This window comes from Nesterenkonia sp. K-15-9-6, assembly GCF_052656005.1.
On sequence record NZ_JBQYEY010000010.1, the window covers coordinates 58,581 to 78,332 of the forward strand.

The following is a 19,752-nucleotide window of genomic DNA, read 5'->3' on the forward strand; positions in this document are numbered from 1 at the left end:
GGTTCTGCGGTCAGACATGTGGGGCCGGGTCGCACGGCGACCCGACCCCACACACTCTAGCCGCTCAGCGGGCCGCGGTGCCCTCGGTGTAGTCGTCCTCCTGGGTGATCCAGGAGAACAGCTTGCGCAGCTCGCGCCCGGTGGACTCGATCGGGTGCGACTCGTTCTTCCTACGCAGCTCCGCGAACTCGGAGGCGCCGTTGCGCTGGTCGTCCATGAAGCGCTTCGCGAAGGTCCCGTCCTGGATGTCGGCCAGCACGGCCTTCATGTTCTCCTTGACCTCCGGGGAGATGACCCGGGGGCCGGAGACGTAGTCACCGAACTCGGCAGTGTCGGAGATGGACCAGCGCTGCTTGGTCAGGCCGCCCTCGACCATGAGGTCCACGATCAGCTTGAGCTCGTGGAGCACCTCGAAGTAGGCGATCTCAGGCTTGTAGCCGGCCTCAGTGAGGGTCTCGAAGCCGTACTGCACCAGCTGCGAGGCGCCGCCGCAGAGCACTGCCTGCTCGCCGAAGAGGTCGGTCTCGGTCTCCTCGGTGAAGGTGGTCTCGATGACGCCGGCACGCGTGCCGCCGATGCCCTTCGCGTAGGCCAGCGCGATGTCCTTGGCCCGACCCGAGGGGTTCTGCTCCACGGCGATCAGCGCCGGCACTCCGCGGCCGGCCTCGTACTCGCGGCGCACCACGTGGCCCGGGCCCTTGGGGGCGACCATCGCGACGTCGACGTCCTCCGGCGGCGTAATGAAGCCATAGCGGATGTTGAAACCGTGCGAGAACAGCAGCACGTTGCCCGCGGACAGATGCGGAGCGATCTCTGAGGCGTACACGTCGGCCTGGTGCTGGTCCGGGACCAGGATCATGATGATGTCAGCCTCGGCGGCGGCCTCGGCCACCGGCTTGACGGTCAGCCCCTGCTCCTCGGCCTTGGCCTTGGACTTCGAGCCGTCCTTCAGACCGACCCGCACGTCCACGCCGGAGTCCCGCAGGGAGAGCGAGTGGGCGTGCCCCTGGGATCCGTAGCCGATCACGGCCACCTTCTTGTCGCTGAGGACCGCCAGGTCTGCGTCGTCGTCGTAGTAGAGGTCAGTCACGTCGAGATCTCCTTGGATGATGGGTGAGTTGTTCGGATGTCGTATGGGAGCCGGTCGCTCAGCGGAGCGCCCGGTCGGTCATGGACTTCGACCCGCGGCTGATGGCCAGGGTGCCGGAGCGCACGATCTCGCGCACCCCATAGGGCTCGAGCACCTCCAGGAGGGCGTTGAGCTTGTCAGGGGCGCCGGTGGCCTCGATGGTGAGCGAGTCCACGGAGACGTCCACGATCTTGGCGCGGAAGAGGTCCACCGCCTGGGTCACCTGGAGTCGGGTCGGCGAGTCGGCCTTGACCTTGATCAGCAGGTGGTCGCGCTGCACCGAGTTCTCCGGCGCCAGCTCGATGATCTTGATGACGTTGATGAGCTTGTTGAGCTGCTTGGTGATCTGCTCGAGAAGCTCCGCATCGGCGTCGACGACGACCGTGATCCGGGAGAGCCCGGCGATCTCGGAAGGGCCGACGGCCAGGGAGTCGATGTTGAACGCGCGACGAGCGAAGAGGCCCGAGACGCGGGTCAGAACACCGGGCACGTCCTCGACGAGCACGGACAGGGTGCGGCGCTGCGTGCCGGGGTTCGGCTGAGGGCTGGTCATGGTCACTCCTCCTCGTCCCAGTCCGGCGTCATGTTGCGCGCGACCTGGATGTCGCTGTTCGAGACTCCGGCAGGCACCATGGGCCACACCATCGAGTCACGGCTCACCACGAAGTCGACGACCACCGGACGGTCGGTGACCTCCATGGCCTGCGCGATGACGTCGTCGATGTCCTCCTCGCGCTCACAGCGCAGACCCACACAGCCGTAGGCCTCGGCCAGCTTCAGGAAGTCCGGGATCCGGACGACCTCCTCGCCAGAGGGGTTCAAGGCGGTGTTCAGGTCGGTGTTCGAGTAGCGGGATTCATAGAACAGCGTCTGCCACTGGCGCACCATGCCGAGCGAGGAGTTGTTGATCACGGCCACCTTGATGGGGATGTTGTTGATCGCGCAGGTGGCCAGCTCCTGGTTGGTCATCTGGAAGCAGCCGTCGCCGTCGATGGCCCAGACGACTCGGTCCGGGTTGCCGACCTGGGCACCCATGGCTGCCGGCACCGAGTAGCCCATGGTGCCCAGCCCTCCGGAGTTCAGCCACTGCCGGGGACGCTCGTAGTCGATGAACTGGGAGGCCCACATCTGGTGCTGCCCGACGCCGGCCACATAGACGGCTTCGGAACCGGCGGCCTTGCCGATGCGTTCGATGACCTTCTGCGGTGCGATCGCGCCGTCCTCCGGCTCGGTCCAGCCCAGCGGGTAGGTCTCCTGGAAACGGCGCAGCTGGCGCCACCAGCCGTCCAGGTCCGGGGCCCCTTCCTTCTCGAAGAGGTCAGCGACGGCGGCGTCGAGCTCGGGGATGATCTCCTTCAGCGAGCCGACGATCGGCACGTCCGCCAGGCGGTTCTTGGAGATCTCCGCGGGGTCGACGTCCGCGTGGATGACCTTCGCGTCGGGGGCGAAGGTGGCCAGCTGACCGGTGACGCGGTCGTCGAAGCGGGCGCCGAGGGTGATGAGCAGGTCCGAGCGCTGCAGGGCCGCGACGGCGGCCACGGTGCCGTGCATCCCGGGCATCCCGACGTTGAGCTCGTGAGAGTCAGGGAACGCCCCGCGGGCCATCAGGGTGTTGACCACCGGGGCACCGACGGATTCAGCCAGCTGCCGGAACTCCTCGGAGGCGTCGGCCTTGATGACGCCGCCTCCCAGATAGAACACCGGCCGGCGGGCCTCACGGATGAGCTTGGCGGCCTCACGGACCTGCTTGGCGTGCCCGCGGGTCACCGGCCGGTAGCCGTTGAGCTCGATCTTCGGGGGCCAGGAGAAGGTGGTCTTCGCGGTCTGCGCGGACTTGGTGATGTCCACCAGGACGGGCCCGGGTCGGCCCGAGGAGGCCAGGTGGAAGGCCTCCGCCATGACCTGAGGGATCGTGTCCGCATCGGTGACGAGGAAGGAGTGTTTGGTGATCGGGGTGGAGATGCCGACGATGTCGGCCTCCTGGAAGGCGTCGGTGCCGATCACCTGGGCGTTGACCTGCCCGGTGATGGCCACCATCGGGACCGAGTCCATGTGAGCGTCCGCCAGCGGTGTGACCAGGTTGGTGGCGCCGGGCCCGGACGTCGCGAAGCAGACTCCGACCTCTCCGGTCACCATGGCGTACCCCTGGGCCGCGTGACCGGCACCCTGTTCGTGGCGGACCAGGATGTGGTTCACCGTGGAGGAGTCCATGAGCGGGTCATAGGTCGGCAGGATCGCACCGCCCGGGATCCCGAACACATCGGTCACGCCGAGCGACTCGAGGCTGCGGATGATCGACTCGGAGCCGGTGACCTCCACAGGCTCCACCGGACGGCCGGGGCCGTAGAGACGGCGGTCGGCCGAGGTCGTATGACTCGGGCGAGGCTTCTTCGCGGCCATCGCCGCGGGGCTCGTCGCAGGTGTTCTGCTCATCGTTGACTTCCTGTTGTCCTGTCCCATGGGCGGGTGATGCGGGAACCCGGAAAGAAGGAACCCCGACAGAGAAGCGACCCTGCTGGGGCTCTCTACCGGGGTGAGCGTGCGCGTCATCTCAGGATGCGGCCGTCGACCCGCCCTCGTCGAGCAGGGTTCGGGCCGCCCTGAGGAGGTGGATCACTCCACGACTCCCCCGGCGGCGAGTACGGCTACTCGTAGCAGGTGACGCATGGCCCCCATGCTTCCCCGGCGTGTGGCGGGTGTCAACAGACCATGACCCCGTCTCACTGTGTGGACCGTCAGCCGCAGAAGGCTCCCTCGGCGGCCGAGCGGACCAGCTTGGCGTACTTGCCGAGCACGCCGGTGGTCACGTAAGGCTCCAGCGGGGTCCAGTCCTGTCGGCGGCGCTCGAGCTCGTCCTCTTCGACCACGAGGTCGATGGAGCGCCCGGCGATGTCCACTCGGATGGGGTCGCCGTCCGCGATGTAGGCGATGGGGCCGCCGTCGACGGCCTCCGGGGCGATGTGGCCGATGCACAGTCCCGTGGTGCCGCCGGAGAAGCGCCCGTCGGTGATCAGCAGGACATCCTTGCCGAGTCCTGCGCCCTTGATGGCTCCGGTGATCGCCAGCATCTCTCGCATACCGGGCCCGCCCTTGGGGCCCTCGTAGCGGATGACGACGACGTCGCCGGACTGGATGTGCCCCTCCTCCAACGCCTTCAGGGCGGCCTGCTCGCGTTCGAAGACGCGGGCGGTCCCTTCGAAGACCTCGGCGTCGAATCCGGCCGACTTCACCACCGCCCCCTCCGGAGCCAACGAGCCGTGCAGCACTGCGATGCCGCCGTTGTGGTGCATCGGGTTGTCCAGCGAGCGGATGATCTTGCCGTCGATGTCCGGCGGGTTGATGGCCTCCAGGTTCTCCGCCACAGTTCTGCCGGTGACCGTCAGGCAGTCACCGTTGAGCAGTCCGGCGTCCAACAGCGCCCGCATGACGACCGGCACTCCCCCGACCCGGTCCACGTCCGCCATCACATACTGGCCGAACGGCTTGAGGTCGCCGAGATGCGGCACCTTGTCCCCGATGCGGTTGAAGTCCTCCAGGGTCAGGTCCACGCCGGCTTCGCGGGCGATGGCCAGCAGGTGCAGCACCGCGTTGGTGGATCCTCCGAAGGCCATGGTCACGGCGATGGCGTTCTCGAAGGCGGGCTTGGTGAGGATGTCTCGAGTGGTGATGCCCTGACGCAGCAGGTTCACCACGGCTTCGCCCGAGCGGTGGGCGTAGCTGTCCCGGCGCCGGTCCGCAGACGGCGGCGCGGCCGAGCCCGGCAGAGACATGCCCAGGGCTTCGCCGATCGCGGCCATCGTATTGGCGGTGTACATGCCGCCGCAGGCGCCCTCGCCCGGGCAGATGGCCCGCTCGATGACGTCGAGATCATCTTCGCTGATGGTGCCGCGCGCGCAGGCTCCGACGCCTTCGAAGGCGTCGATCAGAGTGACCTCCTTCTCCGTGCCGTCGGAGAACCGTGCCACACCCGGCATGATCGAGCCGGCGTAGAGGAAGACCGAGGACAGGTCGAGCCGGGCGGCGGCCATGAGCATGCCAGGGAGGGACTTGTCGCAGCCGGCCAGCAGGATGGATCCGTCGAGGCGCTCAGCCTGCATGACGGTCTCCACGGAGTCCGCGATGACTTCGCGAGAGACCAGCGAGTAGTGCATGCCCTCGTGGCCCATCGAGATCCCGTCCGAGACGGAGATGGTGCCGAACTCCAGCGGGTAGCCGCCTCCGGCGTGCACGCCCTCCTTGGACGCGCGGGCCAGGCGGTCCAGCGACAGGTTGCAGGGCGTGATCTCGTTCCAGGAGCTGGCAATGCCGATCTGGGCCTTGCCGAAGTCCTCATCCCCCATGCCGACGGCGCGGAGCATGCCGCGGGCGGGAGCGCGGGTATAGCCGTCGGTGACCTGCCAGCTGCGGGGCTTCTCCGCGCTGGAGGGCCCGGTGACCGGCTGCGGCGGGGTGAACGGAGTGTCCTCACTGGTGCTCTGTGCCATAGCCAGATCGTATACCCGCCCGGGGACGCGCCGGGATGAGCCTCGCCGTCGTTCTGGTATGTGAGACAGGCTCGGCGGCATCGTCCAGCACCGGCCCCGACGGTGCGGGCCGTCGGCCGGAAGGCGTCGAGGCGGCAGACGGCGTCGCCCACACCTCGTCGCGTCGGCGCAGCGATCGCCCGTTGGCCCACAGCACCCCCAGGACCACGAGCACGCCGCCGACGAGCTCGCCCCGCAGCGGGACCTCTCCGAGCCATGCCCAGGCGGCGACGAACCCCACCACCGGCACGAGCATCGAGAAGGGTGCCACCGTGCTGGCGGGATGCCGAGCCATCAGCCACACCCAGACGCCTGAGCCGACGACCGTGCCGGCGACGATCGTGTAGAGCAGTCCCAGCCACGCCGGCAGCGCCTCTGCGGTGAACGCGCCCGCCAGCGCGTCGCCGATCTGCGCAGGTCCCTCGACGGCGAGGGAGAGCGCCAGCATGGGCAGCGGCGGCACCACCGCCATCCAGAGCACCAGATGCATGGGCCGCTCGGCTTTGGCCTGCCGCGAGGCGAGATTCCCCAGTGCCCAACCGAACCCGCCCAGGACGACCAGCAGGAACGGGACCCAACCGTCCAACCCGCCCCGTGCCAGTCCGACGACCCCGAGACCGGCCACGGCCACCGCCACCCCGGTCATGCGACGGCCGCTGAGCCGCTCACGCAGCAGCAGGGCCCCCAGCAGCACGGTGAACGGAGCCGAGGACTGCAGCACCAGGGACGCCAGGCCGGCGGGGAACCCAGCCGCCATGCCCAGATACAGCCCGAAGAACTGCAGGGTCCCGAACCCGAGGCCATAGCCGATCAGCCAGCGCAGCGGCACATCGGGCCGCGGCACGAGCACCAGCGTCGGGATCGCCAGCAGGGCGAAGCGCAGAGCGACGAGGAAGAGCGGCGGGAACTGCTCCAGGCTCAGATGGATGGCCAGGAAGTTCAGCCCCCACAGGACGGCGACAGCGAGGGCGAGGGCCACGTGACGGATCGGCATGGCCCCAGTCTTCCGTCGACGACTCATCAGCACCAGCGAAGAGTTCTTCAGGTCAGGTGAAGCAGAACTGAAGAATCGATGCGATGATGACGGCATGGAGCACAGACATCTGGAGCTGCTGCGCGAAATCGCCGCCCGCGGCACGCTGGCGGCCGTCGCCGAGGCCACTCATCGCTCGCCGTCGGCGGTGTCCCAGCAACTGCGCGCCGCCGAGCGTGACCTGGGGGTGCCGCTCGTGGAGCCCAGCTCCCGGACCGTGCGGCTCACCCCGGAGGGAGAGCTGCTGGCCGCCGGGGCGGAGGAGATCGCCGAGCGCATGGCGCAGCTGCAGTCCACGCTCGACGCGCGCCGCGGCCAGCCGGCCGGCGTGGTCTCCCTCGGCACGCTGCCGAGCGCCGGCGAAGCTCTCATGTCTGGCCTTCTGGCCCGCATCGATCAGACCCGCATCACCCTGGACCTCGACGACTTCGACCTCGCGGAAGGTGACTACGCGGCTCGGGCGCACGACGCCGACGTCGTCATCGCCCACAGCCTCAGTGGTGACGTGCCCCTCGGGGCGGAAGGCCTCACCTGCACTGTCCTGGCGCGTGAACCCCTCCGGGTGGCCCTTCCCGCCGATCATCCCGCGGCGGCGGCCGAGATGATCGGCCCGCAGGAGGCCGCCGGCCTGGACTGGATCGGTGTGCCCCACGGGTATCCGTTCGACATGGTGCTGGTGGCGATGGAGAACCAGCTCGGAGCCGCGCTCCCCCGCCGGGTCCGACTGCGGGACAACCGACTGGTGGAGTCCCTGGTGGTCTCCGGGATGGGCGCCGCCGTCCTGCCCGGCTTCACCACCAGACCCCGGGAGGGCCTCGTGCTGCGTCCGCTCGGCGGCGTCCGGGCCCAGCGGACCATCGTGGCGCTGAGCCGACGCGATCGCCACGCCCGCCTGGCGGTGCGCACAGTGACGGCCATGCTCCAGGAGGCAGGTGCCGAGCTGGAGTCCGTCCGCAGGGAGCTCCCGCAGGGCCAGGTCGGCGGTTCCGTGGTGGACGACGAGACACGCTGCGCGCACTATGCGTCGCCGCTCGACGTCGTCGCGATCCGTTTCCACTGCTGTGGACGCTGGTACCCGTGCCTGCACTGCCACGCCGAGGCGGAGGACCACCCGGTGCTGCCCTGGCCCGCGGCCCGACGAGAGGCCCAGGCGCTGCTGTGCGGGGTCTGTCGACACCGATTCAGCATCGCCGAATATCTGGACACAGACCGGTGCACCGCCTGCGCCGCTCGGTTCAATCCCGGCTGCGGCCGACACCATCCGGCGTACTTCGACCTGGACGGCACCGCTGATCCGTGAGGTGCCGCCCAGCTCAGCGGGTCGTCCAGGAGGTCCCGTCACGCCGGATCAGATGAGCCGGCCCCGCAGACGAGTGAGGGTCCCCTCATCCGCCCGGACGGAGGAATCTGGCCTCGGCACCCCGGCCGTGGCCGCCGCCCCTGAAGTCCTGCTCGACCTACCACTCCAGACGCTCCCCGAACCACTCGTAGGCACTCCGACACGGGGGCTTCCACCGGTTCCGTCGTGACTGCTCGGGAGGCTCCCCGTCGTCGGCGGGAATGGCGCCCAGGTGCCCTCCCCGCCCAGCTCAGCCCATCTGGTCGACCACGGTCTCCGCGACCTCCCGCATGGAGAGCCGACGGTCCATCGAGGTCTTCTGGATCCACCGGAAGGCCTCGGGCTCGCTCAGCCCCATCTTGGTGGTCAGCAGGGACTTCGCCCGGTCCACCAGCTTGCGCGTCTCAAACTTGTCGGCGAGATCGGTGACCTCCTCCTCCAGCGCCCGGATCTCATCGAACCGAGCCGCCGCGACCTCGATGGCGGGGATGAGGTCGTTCTCCGTGAACGGCTTCACCACGTACGCCATCGCCCCGGCCTCTCGTGCCGACTCCACCAGGTCCCGCTGGGAGAAGGCCGTCAGCATGACCACCGGCGCGAGGCGCTCCTCCGCGATCGTCTTGGCCGCCGTGATGCCGTCCATCTTCGGCATCTTCACATCCATGACGACGAGGTCGGGCACATGCTCGCGGGCCAGCTCCACGGCCTGCTCACCGTTGTCGGCCTCTCCGACCACCTGATAGCCGGCACCGGTGAGGATCTCCACGATGTCCAGACGGATGAGGGTCTCGTCTTCGGCCACGAGGACTCGGCGGCCCTCGTTCTCTGCCGAGGCGTCGGCGCCTTGGGCTGCCTGCTGCTCTTCAGTCACCGTTCTCCTTGGATGAGGTCGTCGCCGCCGGCTCGACGCCGGACGACAGGTGGACGGGTCAGTTGTCCCCCTCAGGGTATCGCCCGGTATGCTGTGGGGGCACCTCGAAGGCGCCTGCGTTGTCCTTGCAGGCCCGGCGACGGTGCTGGCACCAGCCCGAATGGCGGAATTGGTAGACGCGCCGCACTCAAAATGCGGTACCTCTGGTGTGCGGGTTCGAGTCCCGCTTCGGGCACCGAAATGACGCGGATCACACGCCGATTGGTGGCGAAAGAGCCGGATTTGTTGGCGAGATGCCAACGAGACGTCATGGCAGGCACATGACGTACCTGCCGTGGCATCTGTCCGCCCCACGCCTGCTATGAGAAGGGCAGGCCCTCCGTCAAGCAGGTCACGAAGGCGGCTCGGGCGGTGACCCCGCGGGAGAGTCCGCGGCCCGGTGCCGCAGCTGTGACAGAGCGCCATGGAGCCGAGGCGGTGTGCGTCGACGCATGACGCGCGCGGCGCCGACTCAGACGGCGGGGTTCGCCCGTCCAGCCCTCTGGCGGATGAAGCCGACGACCAACGTGCCGACAAAGAGTACGATGCCGACGGCTGCCAGCCACATGAGGCCCTCAAAGACGAACCCCACGATGGCGAGCACCGCCCAGGCGATGAGCAATACCACGATGAGTGTCCACATACTTCGAATGTACGCGTGTCCATGCTCGGCGAACAGGTGCGGTGTTCGCGGATGCCGAACCGTGACCATCCCGTCGGAGCACCCTTGGCGGCCAGAAGGGTCCCCTGGCCGAACCGTCGGTGTCGGAGCCGGCAGTCGCCGGCGACGGGGCGGCGCGCCGCCCCTGCCGACCGAGTGGGCTTCGGACGCGAGAAGGCCCCCGGGTCTGGCCAGCGTGAGGGGGACGCTGCATCGACCAGACCTCGGGGGCCCGAATCACTCGCACCTTGATGAGGCAGAACCGGCCTAAGGCCCTGTCCTGACCGAAGCCCGGTGCCCCACTGACCGTCGGCTGGACGCACCTCGGCGACACAGGAAGCATCCGCGCGAGCACCGTCTGTCGCCCCAGGTGCCCCCTCGGTGGGCTCACCCGATGACGGCCAGAAGATCAGCGCACGCCTGCTCACAGCGCCGGCACGCCTCCGCGCAGAGGCGGCAGTGCTCGTGCATCTGAGCATGCGCCTCGCAGTCCGCCGCACACTGGGCGCAGGCCGCCTGGCAGGCCCGGAGCACAGCGCGGACCGTCGCGAGGCCTCCCCCGGTGCTCCTGCTCAGGATCGAGGCGGTCGCCGTACAGACGTCGGCGCAGTCCAGGTCGGTGCGGATGCACTGGGCCAGGTGAGCCACGTCCTCCTCCCCGAGGCAGGCGTCGGCGCAGGCGGTGCAGGCCTGCGCACATTCGAGGCAGGCGACGATGCACTCGGAGAGGGTCTGCACGTGCAGCCCATCGGGGGTGTTCGGGTGGCTCTCGATGATCTCCGTGATCCGTGACATGGGTGGAACCTCCTGAGGGTCTCGGACTCCGTCGGCGTCCCCTGCGCCGACGCTAGCGAGTCGCCGCCGCACCGCTCAAGTTCCCACAGCCCGTCCTCCCCCGCAGGGCGCCGTGCCTGCGGCGGCGCAGACCGTTGTCAGTGGTCCGCCGTAGTCTCAGAGTCCGCTGGCCCGAGGCGGAGGATGAGGGGAGACTCATGGGACCGACACGACCCATGCCGACCGAGGAGGTCCGTGCCCTGTTCGCCGAGGGCTGCCTCCAGCACCACCGCCCTCGCCCGGGCCAGGACATCGACGCCGCCCGCCGGGCCTACGCCGACGCCTTCGACGCGTGGCTGACCGATACCGTGGCCACCGCCCGCGCCGAAGGCCTCCGTGATGCCGAGCGTCATCTGGCCCGCGACGGGTGGATCTCCTGGGCGACGGCGCTGCCGCCGCCTGAGGACACGCTGCGCTGACGGCGCCCCATGGCGTCAGCACGAGGCGATGGCCGTCCGGCATAGAATCGGGGACCATGCCGCGCCGCGCCCTCCTCCGTCTCGCCCGGATCGTGACCGAAGTCCTGAGTCCCTCTCCCCTGATCGCCGTACTGTTGGTCCGGGTGGCGGTGGCCACTGACCCCGCCTGGTGGTGGTCCTCCACGATCGCGGTGACGTTCCTGGCCGCCCTGCCGTGGACGATCACTCTGGTGCTGGTGCGTCGGGGCGCCGCCACGGATCTGCACGTGCGACACCGGGAGCAGCGGCACCTGGTCTACGCCCTGGCGCTGGGCTCCATGCTCCTCGGCATGGCCCTGCTGGTGATCCTGCCGACCACCGCCGACGTGCGACTCGCCGCAGCGATCGGAATCCTCACCCTGCTGATCGTCATGATCGTGAACACCAGGCTGAAGATCAGCGTCCACGCCGTGCTCGGCGCCCTGACCGGCCTCGTCATTCCCGCGGGACTGTCCGGGACCGTCTGGTGGGTCCTGGGCGCAACTGGCTGGCTGCTGGTCTGCTGGTCCCGCCTGACGCTCAGGCGGCACAGCGCCCTGGAGGTCGTCACAGGCAGCCTGCTCGGAGGCGCGGCGGGAACGGCGTTCCTCGTCCTGGCTCCGCAGTACCCGGGGTGACCCGGGTGCGGTTCCATGTCCCGAACCGCCCGGGCCGTAGGAACCGGGGCGCAGGTGGGCCTGGGACCGGACGTCGTAGACACGCCGGAGCCCCGTGACGTCCAGGCGTCACGGGGCTCCGTCGTGTCTACGGTCCACCAGCGGGATCAGCCCCGCCGTGCTCCGCTCAGAGCGCGCTGTCTGCGCTCCGGGCCGGCCACGGGCCGACCGGCTCGCGGTTCGGCGGCGCGTCGCCGCGGCGCAAGGAATCGATGTCCGCGGCCTCCGGGATGTCGCCGATGCGGTGCACCTTGACCATGTTGGTGGTCCCGGCCTGCCCGGGGGGCGAACCGGCCGCGATGATGACCAGCTCGTCCGGCTGGGCGATGCCCTCTTCCAACAGGAGCTTGTCCACCTGGGCGGTCATCTTGTCCGTGTGGGACGCGAACTCCACCCACCGGGGCTGCACGCCCCAGCTGAGGCACATGATGTTGTGCGTGTGCTCCACATGCGTGAAGGCGAAGATCGGCTGCTCCCGGCGCAGACGTGAGAGCCGGCGAGCAGAGTCGCCGGACCGCGTGAACGTGGCGAGGTACTTCACTCCCAGCTGCTCGGCCATCTCGGCCGCCGCGCGGGTCACTGCCCCGCCGCGGGTCCGCGGAGTCGAGCCCAGCGGGGGGATGCGTCCCAGGCCCTTGCTCTCGGTCGCCTCGATGATCGCGGCCATGGTCTCCACCGTCTTGACCGGGTACTTGCCCACGGAAGTCTCACCGGAGAGCATGACCGCGTCGGCGCCGTCGAGCACCGCGTTGGCGCAGTCGGAGGCCTCCGCCCGGGTGGGGCGGGGGTTGTCGATCATGGACTCCAGGACCTGGGTGGCCACGATGACCGGCTTGGCCCAGCGCCGAGCCAGTTCGATGGCGCGCTTCTGCACCACCGGGACCTCCTCCAGCGGAAGCTCCACGCCGAGGTCCCCGCGGGCCACCATGATCGCGTCGAATGCGTCGACGACGTCCTGAAGGGCGTCGACCGCCTGCGGCTTCTCCACCTTGGCGATGACCGGCACGCGCCGGCCCTCCTCGTCCATGATCCGGTGCACCGACTCGATGTCGGCGGCATCCCGGACGAAGGACAGCGCGATCATGTCGAAGCCCATGCGAAGGGCCCACCGCAGATCTTCCTCGTCCTTCTCGCTCAGGGCGGGTACGGAGACGGCCACACCGGGAAGGTTGATGCCCTTGTTGTTGGACACCTTGCCCGGCACGACGACCTCGGTCACCACATCGGTTTCGGTCACCTCGACCGCCCGCAGGGAGACCTTGCCGTCGTCGATGAGCAGGGTGTCGCCGACGTTGACGTCACCAGGCAGACCCTTGAACGTGGTGGAGCAGCGCTCCTTGGTCCCCTCGACGTCGTCGACCGTGATCGTGAAGCGGTCGCCCTCGGCAAGCTCGTGCTCGCCCTCGATGAAACGCCCCAGCCGGATCTTGGGGCCCTGGAGGTCGGCGAAGATGGCCACCGCCTGGCGCAGGTCTTTGGACACCTCGCGGACGGTCCGGTACGTCTCCTCATGGACGGTGTAGTCGCCGTGGCTCATGTTCACCCGTGCGACGTCGACACCTGCCTCGATGAGCTGGCGCGTCTTCTCATAGCCGGCGGTCGCCGGGCCGAAGGTGGCGACGATCTTCGCGTGTCTCATGCCTCACCCTTGTCGTATAGGACGGTTCGATCTTCTGATCCCCTGGCACGACGTTGGGCCAGCTGGAGGGCGCACCGAATTCCGGGCGCCGACATGACAGAGCCTATCTCACTCAGGCTCGGGGCTCACCCGCTCAGCGAGATCGCCCGATCCGACGGCTTCACCGGCGCCGGGAGGCGGGAGGACCCTTCGAGGTACTCGTCCACCTCCTTGGCGGCCGCCCGGCCCTCCGCGATGGCCCAGACCACCAGAGAGGCCCCGCGGCCGGCGTCGCCGACCGCGAAGACGCCCTCGGCCGAGGTCATGTAGTCCTCCGAACGCTGGACATTCCCGCGCCGGTCGAACTCCACCGATCCCTGACCGGACAGCGTCTCCTGCTCCGCCCCGGTGAAGCCTAGGGCCAGCAGCACCAGATCCGCGGGGATCTCGCGCTCGGTACCAGGCATCGGCGTACGCGAGCCGTCGTCGTTGTACTGGGTCTCTGCGACGCGCAGCGCACGCACGTGGCCGTTCTCGTCCCCGAGGAACTCCACGGTGGAGGCCAAGTAGCGACGCTCCCCGCCCTCCTCGTCGGCCGAGGTGACCTCGAAGACCTTCGGGTCCATGGGCCACGGCTCGTGGGCGGCCCTCGACTCGGGCGGCTGCGTACCGATCGCCAGCGTGGTCACCGAGGCCGCACCGTGGCGATGCGCGGTGCCGATGCAGTCGGCGCCGGTGTCGCCGCCGCCGAGCACGATCACGTGCTTGCCCTCGGCGTGGATCTGCTCGGGGACGTCGTCTCCGGCAAGGGCCTTGTTGGACTGGACCAGATACTCCATCGCGAAGTGCACCCCGTCCAGACCACGGCCCGGGATGGGCAGATCGCGAGGCACCATGGCGCCGGTGGCCACCACCACGGCGTCATAGCTCTCGCGCAGCGAGTCCCAGGTGATGTCCTCACCGATCGCGGTGGACGTGTAGAAGCGGGTCCCCTCGGCCTCCATCTGGTCGATGCGGAAGTCGATGTGGTGCTTCTCCATCTTGAAGTCCGGAATGCCATAGCGCAGCAGGCCACCGAGACGGTCGTCCCGCTCATAGACGGCGACGGTGTGACCGGCTCGGGTCAGCTGCTGGGCCGCCGCCAGACCGGCCGGTCCCGAGCCCACCACGGCCACGGTCTTGCCGGTCAGCCGCTGCGGCAGCACCGGCTCCACCCAGCCGTTGGCGATCGCCTCATCGGCGATGGAGACCTCGGACTGTTTGATGGTCACCGCGGGCTGGTTGATCCCCAGCACACAGGACGTCTCACACGGAGCCGGGCAGATGCGACCGGTGAACTCCGGGAAGTTGTTCGTCATGTGCAGCCGCGAGGAGGCCTCCTCCATCTGGTCCCGCCAGATGAGGTCGTTCCACTCCGGGATCAGGTTCCCCAACGGGCAACCGGTGTGGCAGAACGGGATGCCGCAGTCCATGCAGCGGCTCGCCTGCGTCTGCACCGCACCCTTCTGCTGACGCTCGTAGACCTCCTTGAAGTCCATGATGCGCACGGGCACGGGGCGTGAGGGCCGGTCCTGCCGCTCACGGTGCTTCAGGAATCCGCGCGGGTCAGCCACGGGTCACCTCCAGGATCTTCTGCCAGGTCTCGTCCCCGTTCGGATCCAGCCCCTCGTCCAGGGCGGTGGAACGGGCACGAAGCACGGCGTCGTAGTTGCGGGGCAGCACCTTCGTGATACGGCCGAAGGCGCCCGCCGGGTCGGCCAGGAGCCGTTCGGCGACGGTCGACCCGGTCTCCTCCAGGTGTCGGCGGAGCAGGTCGAGGATGATCTGCTGGTCCTCCTCGTCCGGCGGCAGGAGCAGCAGGTCCCCGGCGGAGCGAGCCTGGGTGTTCATCCGGTCCTCGTCGAAGTCCAGCACGAAGGCCGTGCCTCCGGACATCCCAGCGCCGAAGTTGCGTCCGGTCGGGCCCAGGATCAGCGCCTGGCCCCCGGTCATGTACTCGCAGCCATGGTCCCCGATGCCCTCGACGACGGCTGTGGCCCCCGAGTTGCGCACCAGGAAACGTTCTCCGACCTGCCCGCGGAGGAACAGCTCGCCGGAGGTCGCGCCGTAGCCGATCACGTTGCCGGCGATGACGTTGGACTCCGCCTGCAGCGGTGCCGTGGGGTCCGGATGGACGACGACGCGTCCGCCGGACAGGCCCTTGCCGACGTAGTCGTTGGCATCCCCCGAGAGCCGCAGCGTGATGCCGTGGGGCAGGAACGCTCCCAGCGACTGGCCGGCCTCCCCCACCAGGTCCACCTCGACGGTGTCCTGGTCGAGGGTCTTCAGCCCCAGCGCCTTGGTGACCTCGTGCCCCAGCATGGTGCCCACCGACCGATCGGTGTTGATGACCTTGCGCTCCAGGCGCACGTGCTGTCCGTGGCGGATCGCCGGCTGGGCCTGCTCGATCAGCGCGACGTCGAAGTGCTTCTCCAGCTCGTGGTCCTGCCCGCCGGTGCGGCGCAGCATGGCCTCGACGGTCGGGTCCTCGGGGTCGTAGCCGCCCAGCACTGCGTCGAGGTTCAGGCCCTCGGTCTTCCAGTGGCGCTTGGCGTCGTCGAGATCGAGGGCGTCGATGTGCCCGATCGCCTCGTCCAGGCTCCGGAAGCCCAGCTCGGCCAGATACTCCCGCACCTCCTGGGCCACGAATTCGAAGAAGTTCACCACGTGGTCCGCCTGACCCGTGTACCGCTCACGCAGCACCGGGTTCTGCGTGGCCACGCCGACGGGACAGGTGTCCAGATGGCAGACGCGCATCATGATGCAGCCGGAGACCACCAGCGGGGCGGTCGCGAAGCCATACTCCTCGGCACCCAGCAGCGCGGCGATCACGACGTCGCGCCCGGTCTTGAGCTGTCCGTCCACCTGCACGGTGACGCGCTCGCGCAGACCGTTGAGCATCAGCGTCTGCTGAGCCTCGGCCAGGCCGAGCTCCCAGGGCGCCCCGGCGTGCTTGAGCGAGTTCAGCGGAGAGGCACCGGTGCCGCCGTCGTGACCGGAGATCAGCACGACGTCGGCCTTGGCCTTGGTCACGCCGGCTGCCACAGTGCCCACACCGTTGAGCGCCACGAGCTTCACATGGACCCGCGCACCCGTGTTCGAGCGCTTGAGGTCGTAGATCAGCTGGGCGAGGTCCTCGATCGAGTAGATGTCATGGTGCGGCGGCGGCGAGACCAGCGAGACCCCCGGGGTGGAGTGCCGGGTCTCGGCGACCCACGGGTAGACCTTCTTCCCCATGAGCTGGCCGCCCTCGCCGGGCTTCGCGCCCTGGGCCATCTTGATCTGCAGGTCATCAGCGTGGGTCAGGTACTGGCTGGTGACGCCGAACCGGCCGGAGGCGATCTGCTTGATCGCGCTGCGCCGCTCCGGATCCACCAGGCGGGCCGGGTGCTCGCCGCCCTCACCGGTGTTGGACCGTGCTTTGAGACGGTTCATGGCGATCGCCAGCGTCTCGTGAGCCTCCTGGGAGATGGAGCCGTAGCTCATCGCCCCGGTGTTGAACCGCTTGACGATCTCACTGACCGGCTCGACCTCGGAGACCGGGATCGGGGCGCGGCCGCTGGTGAAGCGGATGAGACCGCGCAGGGTCATCAGCGCCTGGGACTGGTCGTCCACCGCCTTGGTGTACTGCTTGAAGATGTCATAGCGACGCGACTTCGTGGAATGCTGCAGCTTGAAGACCGTCTCGGGGTTGAACAGGTGCGGCGGACCTTCGCGCCGCCACTGGTACTCTCCCCCGATCTCCAGCTCGTCACCGCGCCCGAGGTCGTTGCCGTCCTGCGGGTAGGCCTTGGCGTGACGGGCCAGGGCCTCCGCAGAGATGACGTCCAGACCGACCCCGCCCATCGGCGAGTGGGTGCCGGAGAAGTACTGGTCCACGACGTTCTGCGCCAGACCGATCGCTTCGAAGGTCTGCGCCCCGCAGTAGGAGGCGACCGTGGAGATGCCCATCTTGGACATGATCTTCAGCACGCCCTTGCCGAGGGCGGTGAGCAGGTTGTGCACCGCCTGGGACTCGGTGACCCCGGTGATCTCCCCGCGCCGGACCATGTCCTCGGCGGACTCCATGGCGAGATACGGGTTGACCGCGGCCGCACCGTAGCCGATCAGGCAGGCCACATGGTGGACCTCGCGGACGTCGCCGGCCTCCACGATGAGCGAGGCACGGGTCCGGTTGGCCGACTTGAGCAGGTGATGGTGGATCGCCGAGAGCAGCAGCAGCGAGGGGATCGGGGCCCACTGGGCATTGGAGTCGCGGTCGGAGACCACGATGTAGCCCACTCCGCGGTTGACCGCCGCGGAGACCTGCTCGCACAGGTCACGGATGCGCTGCCGGAACTCCTCCTCCGAGCTGCCCACCCGGTAGAGACCGCGCACCTTCATGGCGATCTTCTGACCCTCGTCGCTGCGGATGTTCGCGATCTTGGCGAGCTGGTCGTTGTCGATGACGGGGAAGTCCAGGGCGACCTGCTTGGCCGTGACCTTCTCCGTGGTCAGCACATTGCCGTTGGGGCCGATGTGCAGCCCCAAGGAGGTCACCAGCTCCTCGCGGATCGCGTCCAGCGGCGGGTTCGTCACCTGGGCGAAGTTCTGCACGAAGTAGTCGAACAGCAGCCGAGGTCGGTCCGCGAGGACGGCGATCGGCGTGTCCGTACCCATGGCACCGATAGGCTCCGCGCCGGTTGAGGCCATGGGACCGACCAGGATGCGCAGCTCCTCATGCGTGTACCCGAAGGTCTGTTGACGCAGGCGGACCGACTCGGTGGGGTGGCGCACGTGCAGCCGTTCCGGGAGGTCCTCCAGCTCGATGAGGTTCTCCTCGACCCATTCCTGCCAGGGCTGGGAGGAGGCGAAGCCGGACTTGATCTCCTCGTCCTCGATGATGCGCCCCTCGACCGTGTCGAGGAGGAACATCATGCCGGGAGCCACACGCCCCTTGCGCACGATCGTGGAAGGATCGAGGTCGACGACGCCGACCTCCGAAGACATCACCACGAGCCCGTCGTCGGTCACCCAGTAGCGCGCCGGGCGCAGTCCGTTGCGGTCCAGGACCGCGCCGACCTGCTGACCGTCGGTGAAGGCGATGGCCGCCGGACCGTCCCAGGCCTCCATCAGCATGGAGTGGTACCGGTAGAAGGCCCGCAGGTCCGGGTCCATGGACTCGTGGTTCTCCCACGCCTCAGGAACCATCATGCGCATGGCCTGGGCCAGCGGACGGCCCGAGAGCATCAGCAGCTCAGCGGCCTCGTCGAAGGACGTGGAGTCGGAGGCCCCCGGCGTGCAGATCGGGAAGAGGTACTCAGGGTCCTCGCCGAGCAGCTCTCCGGCCATCATGGACTGGCGGGCACGCATCCAATTCCGGTTGCCCTTGACGGTGTTGATCTCCCCGTTGTGGGCGATGTTGCGCAGCGGCTGCGCGAGGGGCCACGAGGGGAAGGTGTTGGTGGAGAACCGCGAGTGGACGATGCCCAAGGTGGTCTTGAAGCGCTCGTCGGAGAGGTCCGGGAAGAAGGGCTCGAGCTGCGCCGTGGTGAGCATGCCCTTGTAGGTGATCGTCTTCGACGACAGCGACGGGAAGTAGACGCCCAGCCGGTTCTGGCCGCGCTTGCGCAGCCGCCAGGCGCGCTGGTCCAGGGTGCCGGAGGCGGAGAAGCGGAACTCCTCAGAGTCCTCCTCGGCCAGCGCGACGAACAGCTGCCGGAAGTGCGGCATCGATTCCCGGGCCAGGGTCCCGATCATCGAATCGTCGATGGGGACCTCACGCCAGCCGATGACCGTCAGCCCCTGCTCCGCCGCCAGATCTTCCAACGAGGCGCACATCTGCTCCCGCTCGGACTCGGACTGGGGCAGGAAGGCCGTGCCGACTGCGTACTCGCCCGCGGAGGGGAGCTCAAAGTCGACCACCGCCCGGAAGAATTCGTCCGGCACCTGAGTGAGCAGGCCTGCACCGTCGCCGGTGCCCACGTCACTGCCGACGGCACCGCGGTGCTCGAGGTTGCGCAGAGCGACCAGGGCGTGGTCGACGATGTCGTGACCGGGCTCACCGCGCAGCGTGGCGATGGCGGCCATCCCGCAGTTCTCGTGCTCGTTCTCGGGGCTGTAGAGCCCCGCCTTCTCCGGGTACGCGGAGAACCGCACGAACGGGCTGACGACGCCGTCGTCGGCGCCCGGCGCGACGTCGGCGGGAGCCGAGCTGTGCGTAGCCGACAATCCCTGTGTGGACATGACGGTGTTCCTTCCTCCGCATACGGACGTTCCATGGGAGGGGACATCATCGACCCCTTATGAGCTGGAGTGACGCAGGTCGACCCGACGGACCGCACCGCCGCCGTCGTGCGTGGTGGACGGTCGGGGGCCCTCGATATGCGTCTCATGCGTCGCGGCGCGCAGGCCGAGCGCGGGGTGCGCGCTCCGGCATGGGCCGACGCCAGCATCGGGTGCCCGTCGCCAACGGGTGCGAGTCGACGGGCACACCAGTGTTGCCTGAGTCTCAGGCTGATCAGATCAATCTTCCGCGTGCAGGCACCCCGGAAGCAAATCGCATCTCACGAT

Annotated in this window: 14 protein-coding genes and 1 tRNA gene; 4 read left to right on the plus strand and 11 right to left on the minus strand. The window is 68.7% G+C overall.

The genetic code is table 11. The annotated features are described in order from the left end of the window. Positions 1–64: 64 nt before the first annotated feature. The 5 genes from ilvC to SD455_RS08125 all read right to left on the minus strand — a co-directional run bounded on the left by ilvC (position 65) and on the right by SD455_RS08125 (position 6,646). Positions 65–1,090, minus strand: a complete 1,026-nt coding sequence (gene ilvC, locus SD455_RS08105; RefSeq protein ID WP_070159520.1) for a ketol-acid reductoisomerase — start codon at positions 1,088–1,090, stop codon at positions 65–67. Positions 1,091–1,148: 58 nt separating this feature from the next. After that, positions 1,149–1,682 (minus strand): acetolactate synthase small subunit, encoded by a 534-nt coding sequence (ilvN, locus tag SD455_RS08110; RefSeq protein ID WP_085437541.1) that lies wholly within the window; start codon positions 1,680–1,682, stop codon positions 1,149–1,151. Between the two features lie 2 nt (positions 1,683–1,684). Beyond that, entirely contained in the window at positions 1,685–3,562 is a 1,878-nt protein-coding gene (locus tag SD455_RS08115) for an acetolactate synthase large subunit (RefSeq protein WP_311023978.1), read from the minus strand. A gap of 302 nt (positions 3,563–3,864) precedes the next feature. Continuing rightward, complete coding sequence (ilvD, locus tag SD455_RS08120; protein ID WP_070159518.1) at positions 3,865–5,613, minus strand: dihydroxy-acid dehydratase; 1,749 nt, start codon at positions 5,611–5,613, stop codon at positions 3,865–3,867. Continuing rightward, positions 5,594–6,646 carry an EamA family transporter gene (locus tag SD455_RS08125; RefSeq protein WP_445507780.1) on the minus strand — a complete coding sequence of 351 codons (1,053 nt, stop codon included), beginning with the start codon at positions 6,644–6,646 and terminating at the stop codon, positions 5,594–5,596. The genes ilvD and SD455_RS08125 overlap by 20 nt, the downstream gene beginning before the upstream one ends. A 94-nt stretch (positions 6,647–6,740) precedes the next feature. On the opposite strand from SD455_RS08125, the gene SD455_RS08130 reads away from it, so the two are divergent. After that, positions 6,741–7,985: a LysR substrate-binding domain-containing protein gene (locus SD455_RS08130; protein ID WP_445507781.1), complete on the plus strand. Its 1,245-nt coding sequence runs from the start codon at positions 6,741–6,743 to the stop codon at positions 7,983–7,985. Positions 7,986–8,274: 289 nt separating this feature from the next. Here the strand turns inward: SD455_RS08130 and SD455_RS08135 are convergent, their stop codons facing one another. Continuing rightward, a complete protein-coding gene (locus tag SD455_RS08135; protein ID WP_070159513.1) occupies positions 8,275–8,895 on the minus strand; it encodes an ANTAR domain-containing response regulator in 621 nt (206 codons plus the stop codon). A gap of 154 nt (positions 8,896–9,049) precedes the next feature. Between SD455_RS08135 and SD455_RS08140 the strand changes: the two genes are divergently transcribed. Next, positions 9,050–9,130 (plus strand) — tRNA-Leu (locus tag SD455_RS08140). A gap of 276 nt (positions 9,131–9,406) precedes the next feature. Here SD455_RS08140 and SD455_RS08145 read toward each other — a convergent pair. Beyond that, positions 9,407–9,562: a hypothetical protein gene (locus tag SD455_RS08145; RefSeq protein WP_445507782.1), complete on the minus strand. Its 156-nt coding sequence runs from the start codon at positions 9,560–9,562 to the stop codon at positions 9,407–9,409. A gap of 420 nt (positions 9,563–9,982) precedes the next feature. Next, complete coding sequence (locus tag SD455_RS08150) at positions 9,983–10,390, minus strand: four-helix bundle copper-binding protein (protein ID WP_445507783.1); 408 nt, start codon at positions 10,388–10,390, stop codon at positions 9,983–9,985. A 197-nt stretch (positions 10,391–10,587) separates the two neighbouring features. Here SD455_RS08150 and SD455_RS08155 point away from each other — a divergent pair, with 197 nt between their 5' ends. Continuing rightward, positions 10,588–10,848 (plus strand): hypothetical protein, encoded by a 261-nt coding sequence (locus tag SD455_RS08155; RefSeq protein WP_139827706.1) that lies wholly within the window; start codon positions 10,588–10,590, stop codon positions 10,846–10,848. Between the two features lie 56 nt (positions 10,849–10,904). After that, positions 10,905–11,504 (plus strand): hypothetical protein, encoded by a 600-nt coding sequence (locus tag SD455_RS08160; RefSeq protein ID WP_070159506.1) that lies wholly within the window; start codon positions 10,905–10,907, stop codon positions 11,502–11,504. 166 nt (positions 11,505–11,670) lie between these two features. On the opposite strand, the gene pyk is transcribed toward SD455_RS08160, so the two are convergent. The 3 genes from pyk to gltB form a co-directional block, all read right to left on the minus strand. Then, positions 11,671–13,182 carry a pyruvate kinase gene (gene pyk / locus SD455_RS08165; RefSeq protein ID WP_445507784.1) on the minus strand — a complete coding sequence of 504 codons (1,512 nt, stop codon included), beginning with the start codon at positions 13,180–13,182 and terminating at the stop codon, positions 11,671–11,673. A gap of 125 nt (positions 13,183–13,307) precedes the next feature. Next, positions 13,308–14,774, minus strand: coding sequence for a glutamate synthase subunit beta (locus SD455_RS08170; protein ID WP_311023972.1), 1,467 nt, complete (start codon positions 14,772–14,774; stop codon positions 13,308–13,310). Then, the gene (gltB, locus tag SD455_RS08175) at positions 14,767–19,425 is read right to left on the minus strand and encodes a glutamate synthase large subunit (protein WP_311023970.1); all 4,659 of its coding nucleotides are present in this window, start codon (positions 19,423–19,425) and stop codon (positions 14,767–14,769) included. Before gltB ends, SD455_RS08170 begins: the two co-directional genes overlap by 8 nt. Positions 19,426–19,752 lie beyond the last annotated feature (327 nt).